The 14,889-nt window shown below is 43.5% G+C and carries 11 protein-coding genes and 1 other RNA gene; 10 read left to right on the top strand and 2 right to left on the bottom strand.

The genetic code is table 11. The annotated features are described in order from the left end of the window. Positions 1–25 precede the first annotated feature (25 nt). Entirely contained in the window at positions 26–1,144 is a 1,119-nt protein-coding gene (locus tag G625_RS0108410) for an acyltransferase family protein (protein WP_029200769.1), read from the top strand. Positions 1,145–1,257: 113 nt separating this feature from the next. On the opposite strand, the gene rsmI is transcribed toward G625_RS0108410, so the two are convergent. Continuing rightward, positions 1,258–2,112: a 16S rRNA (cytidine(1402)-2'-O)-methyltransferase gene (gene rsmI, locus G625_RS0108405; RefSeq protein ID WP_029200768.1), complete on the bottom strand. Its 855-nt coding sequence runs from the start codon at positions 2,110–2,112 to the stop codon at positions 1,258–1,260. Between the two features lie 253 nt (positions 2,113–2,365). Here rsmI and G625_RS21190 point away from each other — a divergent pair, with 253 nt between their 5' ends. From G625_RS21190 to G625_RS0108380, 5 genes are all read left to right on the top strand, one after another. After that, on the top strand, positions 2,366–2,932 hold the full coding sequence (locus G625_RS21190) for a hypothetical protein (RefSeq protein ID WP_049895810.1): 567 nt from the start codon (positions 2,366–2,368) through the stop codon (positions 2,930–2,932). 229 nt (positions 2,933–3,161) lie between these two features. Then, positions 3,162–4,415 (top strand): glycoside hydrolase family 10 protein, encoded by a 1,254-nt coding sequence (locus G625_RS0108395; RefSeq protein ID WP_044932064.1) that lies wholly within the window; start codon positions 3,162–3,164, stop codon positions 4,413–4,415. Positions 4,416–4,569: 154 nt separating this feature from the next. Next, a complete protein-coding gene (gene metG / locus G625_RS0108390) occupies positions 4,570–6,633 on the top strand; it encodes a methionine--tRNA ligase (protein WP_029200766.1) in 2,064 nt (687 codons plus the stop codon). Between the two features lie 18 nt (positions 6,634–6,651). Further along, positions 6,652–7,431 carry a TraX family protein gene (locus tag G625_RS0108385; protein WP_029200765.1) on the top strand — a complete coding sequence of 260 codons (780 nt, stop codon included), beginning with the start codon at positions 6,652–6,654 and terminating at the stop codon, positions 7,429–7,431. Further along, on the top strand, positions 7,428–8,321 hold the full coding sequence (locus tag G625_RS0108380) for a TatD family hydrolase (protein WP_242826620.1): 894 nt from the start codon (positions 7,428–7,430) through the stop codon (positions 8,319–8,321). The genes G625_RS0108385 and G625_RS0108380 overlap by 4 nt, the downstream gene beginning before the upstream one ends. A 123-nt stretch (positions 8,322–8,444) precedes the next feature. On the opposite strand, the gene ffs is transcribed toward G625_RS0108380, so the two are convergent. Beyond that, an RNA gene (gene ffs / locus G625_RS21920) (signal recognition particle sRNA small type) lies at positions 8,445–8,543 on the bottom strand. A gap of 165 nt (positions 8,544–8,708) precedes the next feature. On the opposite strand from ffs, the gene G625_RS19020 reads away from it, so the two are divergent. From G625_RS19020 to G625_RS0108355, 4 genes are all read left to right on the top strand, one after another. After that, positions 8,709–10,454 (top strand): MBOAT family O-acyltransferase, encoded by a 1,746-nt coding sequence (locus tag G625_RS19020; protein ID WP_049895809.1) that lies wholly within the window; start codon positions 8,709–8,711, stop codon positions 10,452–10,454. Between the two features lie 78 nt (positions 10,455–10,532). Beyond that, on the top strand, positions 10,533–11,963 hold the full coding sequence (locus G625_RS19015; RefSeq protein ID WP_049895808.1) for a DHHW family protein: 1,431 nt from the start codon (positions 10,533–10,535) through the stop codon (positions 11,961–11,963). A gap of 110 nt (positions 11,964–12,073) precedes the next feature. After that, positions 12,074–13,369, top strand: coding sequence for a UDP-N-acetylglucosamine 1-carboxyvinyltransferase (locus G625_RS0108360; RefSeq protein ID WP_029200763.1), 1,296 nt, complete (start codon positions 12,074–12,076; stop codon positions 13,367–13,369). Positions 13,370–13,499: 130 nt separating this feature from the next. Further along, positions 13,500–14,780 carry an SLC13 family permease gene (locus G625_RS0108355; protein WP_044932063.1) on the top strand — a complete coding sequence of 427 codons (1,281 nt, stop codon included), beginning with the start codon at positions 13,500–13,502 and terminating at the stop codon, positions 14,778–14,780. Positions 14,781–14,889 lie beyond the last annotated feature (109 nt).

Raw genomic sequence — 14,889 nt, 5'->3', positions numbered from 1 at the left:
AGCTCATGAATTATGGAGGTAATTGATGACAGGATCTGATGGCGTTAAGAAGGTAAGGGATCCGGGGATTGATCTTTTGAGAGTGATCGCCTGCCTTATAGTCATTGGCACACATGTGGATGTCATGGGAACAGGAGACTCCACAAAGCTTTTCATAAGACTATTGCTTTCGGACGGAGTAACGCTGTTTTTTGTGATCAGCGGTTTTTTCTTTTTTAAAAAGGGATTTAAAGAGACACTGATACGCTCATTAAAAAGCATAGTGCTTCCCGGAATAGCGGTAATGTTTCTGACCTACCTGTTTGCACCATTCATCAGGGGGGAGAAAAGCATTTTACAATGTGTCGTAACCCCGGAGATTGACCTTTGCGGATTCATAACGGATGTTTTTTCCTGGGGCGGAGGCATACGTGAAAGCCTTGCAAGTCACCTCTGGTATATATTTACCTATCTTCAGCTTGTTCTGGCTTACCCGCTTTTAAAACCTCTATATACAAAGGATGACCGGTACCGTAAATACAGATGGTTCATAATGAGCTTTATATTTATCAATCAGATAATAATGGATCTCAATATGACAGGTCTTATCAGTCTGTTACCCATACAGATTTCGCCCTTTATGCTCTATACAACACCGGCCATGCTTCTTATGGCGGGGGCAGAGCTAGCTATGATGATGCCGGGGTTAAAGAAATCCGGCAGGCTTAAGGAAGTAAGGATGGGTGCGGCAGTTGTAGTGGCAGTGACATTGGCACTACGTTTCCTGGTTCAGAAGGAGGTCTTCAGGCTTAACAGTACCCAGGATTTTTACATTTACTGGAACTGTGCTTTTGCAACAGTTGAGAGCATAGCCTTTATCATATTTGTGATTAGCTTTGATTTCAGAGGAAACAGACCGGTTGAGACTGTGGCAAGGGCAGGAAAGTATACTTTCTTCATATATCTTTTCCATTACTGTATATACCATTTGTTATTTTTCAGAATGGGACCGGACTGGAATCTGGGGCTTATTGACCTTACAAACGGTTACGATACTTTGCCTAAAGAAATATTGCATCTTCTGATACGTATACCGACAGTGTTCGTGCTTTCGCTGGCTGCAAGTGTAGTGACAGTAAGAATCTTAAAATCCTTCAAAAAATAGTCAATAATAAAAACCGTTCGCTTAACCGGATCCGTAATGAGGATCGTTGTTAAGCGGGTGGTTTTTTTTAGGTCCCGGATAAATATTTATTGCAGTTCCGATGAATGGAAATGTTACTGAATCTTCAGTTCATTATAGATATCGCGCTTTGAAACGCCGCGGTCTTTAGCCACGGCCTTCATGGCATCCTTCTCGGAAAGCCCTTGTTTCAGATAGTGATCCATATGCTTCTCCAGAGGCATTTCGTTCCATCTGGCCTCGGATTCTGCGACTATATCATCAGGATTTCTTCCGTCTATAACAAGGACATACTCACCCCGGGGTTCCTCGGCCTCGTATTTTGCTATGGCTTCGGAAAGGGTTGTACGGATTGCTTCCTCGTGCTTCTTCGTAAGTTCACGGCAAAGGGAGATGCGGCGGTCTCCGCCTAAAGTATCGGAAAGATCCTTAAGAGTCGCCTTTAGCTTATGGGGTGCCTCATAAAGGATCATGGTGCGGGTCTCAGTCTTAAGCTCCGACAGTATCCTGGCACGCTCCTTCTTATCGGCCTTTTCCGTAGGCAGAAATGCTTCAAATGCAAATCTTCTGGTGGGAAGGGCAGAGATGGTGAGAGCAGTGATGGCTGCAGCAGGTCCCGGAAGGGAAGTGATCTGAATTCCGGCTTCCGCCGCCTGTCTCACAAGCTCTTCTCCGGGGTCTGAAATACAGGGTGTACCCGCATCTGTTATGATGGCAATGTTTTTGCCGTTCAGCATGTCCGAGACCAGAGCTTTTGCTTTATCGAATTTATTGAATTCGTGGTAAGCGGTCATGGGAGTATGGATGTCGAAATGATTTAAAAGCTTTATTGAATTTCTTGTGTCCTCGGCCGCAATGATGTCAACCGACTTAAGACAGTTGATGACTCTGTAAGTGATGTCATCAAGATTTCCTATGGGTGTTGCGCATATGTATAAGGTTCCCGGCATGGTGTTTTCTCCGATATATTCAGTATTTTTTATCAGCATGGCATGAGATTTTTGTATTTCTGTCATGCCTCATAAGCCCATCATAGCACATTAACTAGGATTTTTTTGCGTAAAGATTAAGATTTACGCACTATGCTTGCAATTATAGTTTGGCTCTGTTATATTACACTCTGTATTTTCGAGAGGCTCGTGAGAGTCTTTCGTTTTATATATAAATAAAAATAGAGTATAAGAGTTTTTGAGGAGATAGATCATGAAGAAATTTATTGCGATGCTTTTACTTGCAATAGCAGTACTTTCAGTTGTGGGTTGTGGCAGCAGTAAGTCAAAATCAAGGAATGATGAAACTGCTAAGGAAAAGACCGGAGAAACGGCACCTGACGGTAGTAGTGTAACAGAAACCACAGCAGAGGAGACAAACCCTGATAACGGACTTCCTCTTTCAAAGCAGCCGGATCCCAACGCTCCTGTTGTAGATACAGTTGTTGTTTATGCCATCGTTAACGGAAGTATGTCCCAGGTTATGGATTCAGTTGACGAGCTCACAGAGCAGGCGCTTCTTGATAAGCTTATCGAGCTTGGAACCGTAGGAGCATCTACAAAGCTTGTAAGCTTTGAAACAGAGGAAACAGGAGAGACACAGCCTGCAGGTCCGGGAGCTACAGAAGGTCAGCAAACCACGACCATCAAGAAAGGTAAGCTTGTACTCAGTGATTTTGCAGCAGGCGAGAATTTTGATGATGAAACATCAAAGAAGGCGGTTGCGGATACATTTGCACTGAACTATGAGCTTTCAGAGTGCGAAGTTGTAATCGAGTAAAATAAAATCATATGACGAGAGGTCTTCCTTTGGGGAGACCTCTTTTTTCGTCATAAGGACGTCATGCGGGAGTTATGCTTGTATACATCGGGGAAGATTCTCACCGGCGAGAACCGTCCCTATCGGTGAGAACTGTCCCTGCCGACGAGAACCGTTCCCGGTGGATTGTTTTAGGGAGGATGTGGTAGAATAGACGAATATATGGAAAGACGAAGGGAGAGGACAGAAAATGAAATTTGAAAACAAATCCGGAATCATGGCGTATAAGCAGTTTGCAGGATTTTTAATGACACTTGTCATTTGCATATGTATGTGCGGCGCCATAAATTCAAGGGCAGCCGGAGTGGAAGCATTGGCAAATGCGACAAACGGACTTCGTGGAGTATGGTTCTCCTATATCAACTGGTCGGAAATGCCATCGGAGGAGGCGGCCTTTAAAAAAGAGGCAGACAAGGTGATGGAAACCATAGCCGCAAACGGCATGAATGCAATTTTCTGTCATGTTCACAGTCATACGGATGCCTACTATAAATCGGATATTTTTCCGGTTTCAAAGTTCCTGCCTGCAAACCCGGATAAATTTGATGCATTGGGATACATGGTGGATTCCGCCCACAGACACGGAATCCAGTTCCATGCCTGGCTTAATCCCTACAGAGTCACCGGCTCCATGAAAAGATGGGAGGAAGAGAAAGAGGATTCCATTTCCAAAAGGTGGTATAACAATCCGGAATCCAACAGAAATGTTCTTCTGTTTGACGGAAGCTACTATCTGAATCCTTCCAAGAAAGAGGTACGTGACCTCATCGTTTCCGCAGTGCAGGAAGTTATGACAAAATACGACGTGGACGGAGTTCAGTTTGATGATTATTTCTATCCGGGACTCGGAACCGGAGCTGACACAAACTTCGATTATCAGGAGTATGTTGAATCAGGAAGCACCCTGCCTATAGCGGAGTGGAGAAGGGATAATGTCTCCGCCCTTATCGAAGCCGTTTACGCAAAGGTTCATGAAATGAAACCGGGTGCTGTATTCGGTGTGAGTCCTGTGGCACAGCTTAAATACCTTAAGAGCAACAGAAGCTACTTTGTGGATATAGATGAGTGGCTGTCTTCCGATAAGTACGTGGACTATATATTACCCCAGATATACTTCGGCTTTGAGCAGAAGACCGGAAGCGGGGCAATATCCGATGCAGCTTATGAGGTATGTCTCAATGACTGGATAAACCTCATGGAAAAGAATAACAGCAAGGTGAAGCTTTACGTGGGACTTGCCCTCTATAAATGCAATACCGACAGCTGGGACGGAAATGATATCCCTGAGTGGCTGAGATACAATGACATCCTGGCAAGAGAAGTTCTTGCAGCCCTTGGAACAGGAAAAGTATCCGGCTTCGGAATTTATGCTTATCAGAATCTTGTTGACAGCAAGGTTATAAAAGAGGTGGAAAACCTGAGGAAAATATTCCTTGGAGCCTAAAAACGGCGGTAAACTTGCTTTTTAAGAGTTCATATCTTATAGTAGTTAAGTTAAATTACCAAAAAATGTTGATTTTTCAATGTTTTTCGGGTAAATAAGCAAATATAAAATAAATCAGGTTACCTTTCATTCGGGTAACCGGAAAGAGTGAAACATGGAAAAGAAACCGTACTATATCACTACAGCGATAGCTTATGCTTCCGGAAAGCCGCACATCGGAAATACTTATGAGATCGTGCTTGCGGATGCTATCGCACGTTTCAAGAGATTTCAGGGTTATGACGTAAGATTCCAGACCGGAACCGATGAGCATGGCCAGAAAATAGAGTTAAAGGCAGAGGCAGCAGGTGTAACACCAAAGCAGTATGTGGATAAGACTGCCGGAGAAATTAAGACCATTTGGGATCTTATGAACACTTCTTATGACAAGTTCATCAGAACAACAGACGAGTACCATGAGAAACAGGTTCAGAAGATGTTCAAGAAGATGTATGACAAGGGTGACATCTATAAGTCTGAGTATGAAGGCTGGTACTGTACACCCTGTGAGTCCTTCTGGACAGATTCACAGCTTGTGGACGGAAAGTGTCCCGATTGCGGAAGAGATGTTGAGAAGGCAAGAGAGGAAGCTTACTTCTTCAAGATGAGCAAGTATGCAGATCGTCTCATGAAGCATATCGAGGAGCACCCCGAGTTTATCCAGCCGGTTTCCCGTAAGAATGAGATGGTAAACAACTTCCTTAAGCCGGGTCTTCAGGATCTTTGTGTATCCAGAACCTCCTTCAAGTGGGGAATCCCTGTGGATTTCGATCCAAAGCACGTTGTTTACGTATGGCTTGACGCCCTTACAAACTATATTACCGGTCTTGGCTACGATGTTGACGGAAATCACGAGGAGCTTTTCAACAAGTTCTGGCCCTGCGACCTTCACCTTATCGGAAAGGATATCATCCGTTTCCATACACTTTACTGGCCGATCTTCCTTATGAGCCTTGACATACCTCTTCCAAAGCAGGTATTCGGACATCCATGGCTTCTTACAGCGGCAGGAAAGTCACAGGAAGGCATCAAGATGTCAAAGTCCCGTGGTAATGTTATCTACGCTGATGATCTGGCAAAGCTTTTCGGTGTTGATGCCGTAAGATTCTTCGTTATCCATGAGATGCCTTTCGAGAACGATGGTGTCATCTCCTGGGAGCTTATGGTAGAGCGTTATAATTCAATGCTTGCCAATATCCTCGGAAACCTCGTTAAGAGAACCATCTCCATGAGCAATAAGTACTTTGATGGTGTGGTAGAGGATAAGGGTGCTAAAGAGCCTGTTGATGAGGATCTGAAGACTACTATTCTTAATGCGGTTAAGACTGCAACAGAGAAGATGGATCAGTTAAGGGTAGCCGATGCACTTACAGCGGTTTTCGATATCTTCAGAAGATCAAATAAATATATAGATGAGACTGAGCCGTGGGTACTTTCAAAGGACCCTGAGAAGGCTGACAGACTTAAGACAGTTATGTATAACCTTACAGAGGCTATCAACATCGGAGCTTCCGTTCTCGAAAGCTTTATGCCTGAGACAGCCGAGGCTATCCTTAAGGAGATCAATGCTGAAAAGCGTGCTCTTTCCGACATGGATAAGTGGGGGCTTTTCAAGTCAGGCACAAAGGTAACAGCAGAGCCTGCAACACTCTTTGAGCGTAAGAAGGAAGAGGATGTTATGCAGGAGGTTGAGAAGATCGAAGCTGAGCAGATGGCTGCAGCAGGTGTTCAGGAAGAAAAGGCAGAGGAGACTTCTTCAGAAGAAGCAGAGGAGGGAGACGGAATGCCTGAAACCATCGATGAGAATGGTGACTGTGCTCCTGATACAAAGGTATCAGATCCTGAAAAGAAGGCAGAGATAACCTACGATGACTTTGCAAAGATCGAGTTCCGGGTAGGAAAGATCCTTCATGCAGAGGAAGTAAAGAAGTCAAAGAAGCTTCTCAAGTTCAGGGTTCAGGTGGGATCCGAGACACGCACCATCTTAAGCGGTATCAAGAAGGCTTATAAGCCGGAGGATCTGGTTGGAAAGCGTGTTATGATCGTTGCAAACCTTGCTCCACGTATGATCGCAGGTGAGGAATCACAGGGCATGATCATTGCGGCAGAGGATGATGACGAGAATATCGCTCTTATGACACCGATGAGCAAGATGCCATCGGGCTCTATCATTTGCTGATAGAAAAATATAAGGATTATGGCAACACATCATAGTGTACTCAAGAGTACAAAAAAGAATATTGGTATTTCAGGTGGGACACTAAAGTTTTTGGCTGCTCTTATGATGACCGCATATTATTTTGCGGTCATCATTATCCATAACGGAAAACTTTACGGTTTTGTTGATGAGTACTATCAGATGGCCATCGCCACCGAAGAAGGAGCCTTATGGCTCAGATTATATGATTTTCTGGTAATATTCCGTCATTTCAGTTTCCCTATCTTTGCATTTCTCTTAGTAGAAGGTTTTATACATACTTCCGATTTCCGGAAATATTTCATCAGAGTTTTTATCGTTGCGCTCATATCAGAAGTTCCCTACGACCTGGCATTTTTTAACGAAACCATAAATTTAAATCATCAGAATCCGGTGTTTACACTGGCAGCAGGCCTGCTGGTAATGTATTTTATGAAAAAATGGTGGAAGCAGCCCCTTAAGAAATGGCTGGCTGTGACCGTGGGATGCGGAATCGCATATATTGTGCGCTTTCAGTTTGGATGGTACGGAGTCCTGAGTATCGCTCTTATGTACAACTTTAACAGAGAAAAAGTGTTTCAGATGCTCGGCGGTGCCGCAGCTATTGCTGTGGGAAGCATATCGTCCCGATTCCTTCCGGTATTGAGCTTTATTCCCATAATGCTCTATAACGGAGAAAGAGGAAGGTTTAGTTTTAAGTGGTTCTACTATATTTACTATCCTCTTATGCTGACAGCTTTTTATGCAATGATCTATATCGGAGCAATGGTTAATATATGATAAAAGATGTTATGATTTTTGATTCCCATGCTCATATGAATGATGAGAGCTTTGAGGAAGACAGAAGCCCGGTTATTGAGAATCTCGTGAGTTCCGGAATAGGGTATTTCACAGAGATAGGCTTTGACATGCCATCAAGTATTAAGGCGGTGGAACTGGCAGGAAGATATGCCAATGTTTATGCGGCGGTTGGCTTTCACCCCGATCACAGTGACAGATGCCGTGAGGAAGACATTATACAATTAAAGAAAATGGTCGAAGATGACAGAGTAGGAGTCTCGGATGTTCAGGGAGATTCCGGACATGGAAAGATAGTTGCCATCGGTGAAATTGGTCTCGACTATCATTACACCAGGGAAGGCATCGCTGAGAGAGCTTTGAAGGCCGGAAAAGAGGCCACACCGGAGGAGCTTGAGAGCGCAGATCCGGAGCCTGAGATTCAGAGGGAGACCTTTGTAAAGATGCTAAGGCTTGCAAGAGAGTTTAAAATGCCCATAAATGTTCATTCCAGAGATGCTGCGAAGGACACCTACGATATGATCGTTTCAGAAGGTGGATATGAAAACGGTGGGATAATCCACTGTTTCGGTTATTCCCTTGAAATGGCAAAGCTTTATGTGAAGCTTGGGATGTGTGTGGGAATAGGCGGCGTTGTGACCTTTAAAAACTCCAGAAAGATAAAGGAAGTTGTGGAAAATATTCCGATTGAGAATATCGTTTTGGAGACGGATTGTCCTTACATGGCACCGGTGCCTTTAAGGGGTACCAGAAATGATCCGAGAAATCTTATATATGTGGCGGATAAGATCGCGGAACTTAAGAATATGACTGCTGATGAGGTTATATGGATCACCACGGAAAATGCAAAAAGGGTTTACAGGATAGGATAAAAAAATCCTCACGGATTCTTTTGGATTCCTGAGAGCCGCGTGGACAGAATAAAAAAAGAGGCAGCTTATACCGATATCGGAGATATGGCAAAAGCTGCATTATATCAAATAAAAAGCTCCGGAGTTGAGTAGGTGGATCCACGTCACATGGGAGGATCCTCTTAGTGCTGCTACGTTCCCGTCCTGACACGGTTCGAGGGACCCATTGCGTGGGGCCCAAACAACCCCGAAGCAAGTTGAAGTATACATGAAAACATTGTAATTGGCAATAGAAGTCTGAAAGTAATCTTTTGAACTTAACCGGTGACTCAGGTACATGACAGGAAAAAATCTTCCCGCACCTGACACACGGAAGTATTGTTGTTTTAAAAGGAGAGGAATATAGTTATGAGCTTTACAAGCTTGTTTTTCGTAACAATATTCTTTCCGGCGTTTACCTTGATTTATTTCCTTATGCCGGGAATAAAACAAAAAAATATATGGCTTCTTCTGGCATCCCTTGTGTTTTACGCCTTTGGAGGCCTTAATTATCTTGTTCTGATCATAGCATTGGCAGCATACGCGTGTCTTACAGGCAGGATGATCCAGGGGGCTCTGGACAGAGCAAAGGCTTCAAATCCCGACTACGAAAAGGGAGATGAGGAATTTATGAGTCCTCTGGCCCAGAAATCCATCGAAAAGAATAAAAGGATCGCAAAGACCTGGCTGATCGCAGGTATAGTTGTTCTGGTTATAATCCTTGCGGTGTTTAAATACACAAGATTCATATTACAGGATGTACTTGCTTATAAACTTGATGGAAAGCTTGACGAAGAGATCCTAAGGATCGGTATGCCTCTCGGAGTGTCTTTCTACACCTTTAAGCTTATAAGTTATGTTTCCGATGTTTATAATCAGAAGACCAGAGCGGGAGATTTCTTCCATGTGCTTCTGTATACGGTGATATTTCACCAGGTTACCCAGGGACCTATCTCCAGATACGGAGAGCTTTGTACACAGTTTGATAAGAGAAAAGTTTCCTATGAAGGAATCTCAGACGGTATATGGAGATTCACAATCGGCCTGGCCAAAAAGACCCTTATCGCCGATCATTGCGGAAAGCTGTGCGAAGCATTTCTGCCTTTGACTGAAAATGTATCCTATTCGGTTTTCGGAGCCTATATGGGTTCTTTGTTCTACATGATGCAGCTGTATCTGGATTTTTCCGCATATTCCGATATGGCTATCGGTCTCGGAGAAATCCTGGGTCTTGACTATCAGGAAAACTTCAACTATCCATATATTGCTTCCTCTGTAAGGGATTTCTGGAGACGCTGGCATATCTCTTTAAGCAGCTTTTTCAGGGATTATGTATATATTCCCCTTGGCGGAAGTCGTGTGGGCTTTGGAAGACTGATGCTTAACCTTCTAGTCGTGTGGACCCTTACAGGTTTATGGCATGGAGCCAGCTGGAATTTTATCCTCTGGGGATTATATTATTATATTTTTATAGTGATTGAGAACCTGTGTCGTAAACATACAGGTAAAAAGGAAAAAACCGGAGGTCTCAGTGTGATAATGGGAGCATTGGGACATCTTTATACCCTGGCGGTAGTCTTTTTCGGATGGGTGCTTTTCAGGATAACGGACTTTCATAAGCTGTGGGAGGTTATGAATGTTTTGCTTGGAAGAAGCGGAAGAACCCTCTGCACAGCATCTGAGGTTCTTACCCTCAGGGGTAATGTTTACTTTGTGATACTTGCCGTAAGCTTTTGTACTCCGTTGTGGAAGAATATAGCATTGACGGTAAGAAAAAGATTGCACAGCAGCCAGCATAAAGAGGCTCTGGAAATGCAGAATCTTGAAGATGAACACCAGCTTCATGAACAGGAAGAAAAGGATTACGAGCTGGTTGAAAAATTCAGTTCTGAAAGCCACAGCGAGATTAATGAAGTAAAGAAACAGGATATCGAGAGCCATGAACGTATGGTTACAAGGCTCGAAAACCGTATCAAAAAAAGAAAAAACGAGCGCGTAATGAGGGAAGCCCTGTTTTACGGGATGCGAACCATTATGATGCTTATATTCTTGTTTGTATCGATCTTAGCTATGGTGGGAGCAAGTTATTCGCCGTTTTTGTATAATCAGTTTTAAGTATTGGATGTTAGTCCGTGGAGCCGGTCATATCTGAATCAACCGTTAGATATTACGGCCATAAATCAGTATTTATAGATGAGTGATAACATTAAACAAAAATCAAAAAAGAATAAGATCAGCAGCGAAATAAAGAAGAAGGTCTTTAAAAGTAACGGAGCTAAGGTTATGTCAGTCATCGCCATGGCTGCCTTTGCGGGACTCTTTTTTGTGGGAATCGTGGTTTCAAGACCGGAGTACTCCGAATCGGAAAAACGACCTCTTGCCAAAAGACCCGCTCCGCAGATGCTCACTGTGATGAACGGAAAATTCTTCACTGATCTCAATAAGTGGTTTTCTGATACGTTTCCCTACAGAGAGGAGCTGCTCTCTTTGGAAGCCGGTATAGAGGACTATTACGGAGTAGGTGGGGAAGCCTATTATGGCAACAAGGCATCGGTGGTGGAGGATACCATACCGGAAACCGCTGAATCTCTCGCTCCGGTGATACTTATGGAGAGTCCGGAGGAGACCGGAGAAGCTCCAACGGAAACAGTCAATGAGTTTGAGGAACTCATAGAAACCAATGCAGACGGAACGCTGAAGGTTGACACTACTCCAAAGGAAAACGTGGAGATAGCAGGCGAACAGGCCGGAAATATCTATGTAAACGACAATAAGGGTTACGAGATATTCTATTATAATCAGGGCGGATCCGTTAAGTATGCATCCGTTATAAATACTGTTAAAGCCCTGTTCCCTGAGGCCAATGTCTATGACATGCTGGTTCCCAACAGCTTTGGAGTGGAGCTTGACCCCTCGCTTCAGGAGGAGCTTGGATCCGGAAACATGCCGGATGCCTTTAACTACATCTATAGCCTTATGGACCCTGCCATACACAGGATTTCGGTGTTTGATACCATGGTGGCTCACAAGGATGAGTATATCTATTTCAACACTGATCATCACTGGACTGCCCTGGGTGCGTACTATGCTTACAGAGATTTTTGTAAGGAAAAAGGCATTGAGCCTCATGAACTGAGTGAGTTTCCTTATGTGGATTATCAGGGCTTCTACGGAACCTTCTATTTTGCAACAAACAGATCAGAACAATTGAAGGCCAATCCGGACCATGTGGAAGCCTGGATACCTTTAGGCACAAATGATGCTATAATTACAGTTGAGACCGGTGAGGTGAAGAGCAGCAAGGTCGTAAATGATGTGACAGAAGCCAACGCCGGAAGAAAGTATAACTGCTTCATCAATGGGGATAACCCCTTTACACAGATTACAAATCCACATATAACAGATGGTTCAAGCTGTGTTCTGGTGAAGGAATCCTATGGCAATGCCTTTGTCCCCTTCCTTGTGGATCATTATGAAAATGTTTATGTGGTGGATTACAGATATTATAAAGGTAACCTTTCTGACTTTATCACTGACCATGGTGTAAGTGATATAATCTTTTTAAATAATGTTCAGGCAATTACGGAAAAAGTGTCGGGAATGATTTTGAGTATTTTTTCTTAATTTTAATGTAGGTTGCAAAAAAGGAAGCTTTCATTTATAATTCTAGGGATTATGGATATAAAGGTTTAGTGTACTCTTTTGCTGATTATACTACTGACTTAAGGAGATATATGGAACAGTTTATCATGAAAGGCGGAAAACCCCTTCACGGAGAAGTCGTGATAGGCGGGGCAAAGAATGCTGCATTGGGCATCATTGCCGGAGCGCTTTTAACAGATGAAGATGTTACGATAGAGAATCTGCCGGACGTAAGAGATATCAATGTTATGCTGGAGGCGCTGAAGGAAGTTGGCGCTACAGTTAAACGAATTGACCGGCATACAGCTCTTATCAATGCTTCAGAGGTACAGGATGTTTCCATAGATGATGAATACATACGTAAGATCAGAGCGTCTTACTATTTTATAGGTTCATTGCTTGGAAAATATCACAAGGCCATAGTTCCTCTTCCGGGAGGCTGTGCCATAGGTTCGAGACCTATCGATCAGCATATCAAGGGCTTCAGGGCTCTGGGAACCAATGTCGAGATCAAGAACGGATGTGTGCAGGCAGATGCACCGAACGGACTTAAGGCATCACATATTTATCTGGATGTTGTGTCTGTAGGAGCTACCATCAATATCATGCTTGCAGCGGCTCTTGCCGAAGGCAGAACTATCATTGAGAATGTTGCCAAGGAACCCCATATAGTTGATGTTGCAAACTTCCTGAATTCCATGGGAGCCAATATCAGGGGTGCAGGTACGGATACCATCCGTGTCAAGGGTGTAAAGAGACTTCATGGAACAACCTATGCGGTTATCCCCGACCAGATAGAAGCCGGTACCTTTATGTGTGCGGCAGCAGCAACCAGAGGCGATGTACTTATCAAGAATGTTATTCCCAAGCATCTGGAATCAATTTCAGCAAAGCTTATTGAAATGGGAAATACTGTTTATGAGTACGATGAGGCAGTACGTGTCATTGGTGCAGAGGTACAGCATCCTACTGATGTAAAGACGCTGCCATATCCCGGATTCCCTACAGACATGCAGCCCCAGATGTCAGTTACCCTTGCACTTGCAGAGGGCACATCTGTGGTGACGGAATCTATCTTTGAAAACAGATTCAAGTATGTTGACGAGCTTGCCCGTATGGGTTCAAACATAAAGGTAGAGGGTAATGTTTCTGTTATTGACGGTGTGAAGAAATTCACCGGTGCCAGTGTCAATGCCCTGGATTTAAGAGCCGGAGCGGCTCTTGTTATTGCGGGACTTTGTGCTGAAGGCATAACAACAGTTAACGAGATTGGTTATATCCAGAGAGGATATGAGCATTTCGAGAAGAAGCTTCAGACCTTGGGTGCAGAGATATCTCTTGTGAATTCAGACAGAGCCGCGCAGAAGTTCAGGCTGAAGATCGGATGATACAGGGAAGATAGTGGTCTCATAGATTCCTGAAGACATACATGCCATGAATAAAATATTATAATGCAGAAGGAGACTGGTGAGAGGATCAACAGTCTCCTTCTTTGTATTTTTTTGAAGGGGGTTAATTTTGGAAATAAAATATGTTGCGTTAGCATTATTTATCCTGATGTATGTGGTTATGATCGTGAAATCCGAATGGAAGTTATTTACGATCTGGGCGGTTGCAGCAGCCTTTGTGGTTCTTGGAATAATGCGGAGAGATTTTATGTACATTCTTTCCGTTGTTAACTGGAACGTTCTCATGATGATAGGCGGAACCATGTTAGTGGTTTTCTTCTTTATCGAATCGAAGATGCCTAACCTGATGGCTGACATCATTCTGGATAAATGTCCTAATGTGATGTGGGTAATCATACTCATGTCGCTCTTCTCGGGAGCTGTTTCGGCATTTATAGATAATGTTGCCACAGTTCTCATGATAGCGCCGGTGGGCCTTGCAATATGTAAGAAGCTGGACATCTCACCGGTATCCATGATTCTTTCGGTGGCTGTTTCCTCCAATCTTCAGGGAGCTGCAACACTGGTAGGTGATACAACGTCTATCATGCTTGGTGATTACGCAAACATGAACTTCATGGAATTCTTTTGGATGAAGGGACGTCCCGGTATTTTCTGGGCTGTTGAGCTTGGAGCGATCATGACAGTACCTGTAATGATGTTTCTTTTTCATAAGCTCACCCAGCCGGTTGAGGCAAATGAAAAAACCGTTGTGGAGGATAAGTTTCCCACTATCGCACTTTGCGGAATAGTTGTATGTCTCATTATCGCATCTTTCATTCCGGATACTCCGTCAATAACAAACGGTGCCATATGTATGGTCGTCGCGGCTATATGTCTGATTTACGATTACGTTACCAAGAGAAGCATTACAAATCTCAGACGTGCCATGGCGTCGGTTGATTTTGAAACATTATTTGTTCTTTGTGGTCTTTTCGTGGTTATTCGCGGAATAACCGATGTAGGACTTATAGATGATGCGGCAAAACTCATAGTAGATGCAGGCGGAGATAATCTGTTTTTACTGTACACCATCATAGTATGGGGTTCTGTATTGTTTTCTGCCTTTATCGATAATATTCCGTATGTTGCTACCATGCTTCCCATACTGACGGGTATTACCTCTCTTCTGGGTATCGAGCCTTATGTGCTTTACTTCGGACTTCTTTCAGGTGCTACCCTGGGAGGAAACATTACACCGATAGGGGCAAGTGCCAATATCACGGCAGTAGGTATGCTGAAGAAAGGTGGTCATGAAGTGTCCTTTGGAGATTTTATGAAGATAGGGCTTCCTTTCACATTGGTTGCAGCTACAACAGGCTACCTTTTTATATGGGTTTTCTGGCATTGAAACAGCCGGTCAATATTTCGCTATTTCAGATGATTTTGATGTATTGTGGATATATGGAAGCTCTGTAAATAATTAAAAGAATGTTAAAAAAATATCAATTTGTATTGAC

The sequence above is a fragment of the Oribacterium sp. NK2B42 genome (assembly GCF_000424445.1).
Lineage (GTDB): Bacteria > Bacillota > Clostridia > Lachnospirales > Lachnospiraceae > Oribacterium.
Note: the sequence above shows the minus strand (reverse complement) of the source record. Positions and strands in the feature narration are given on the sequence as shown.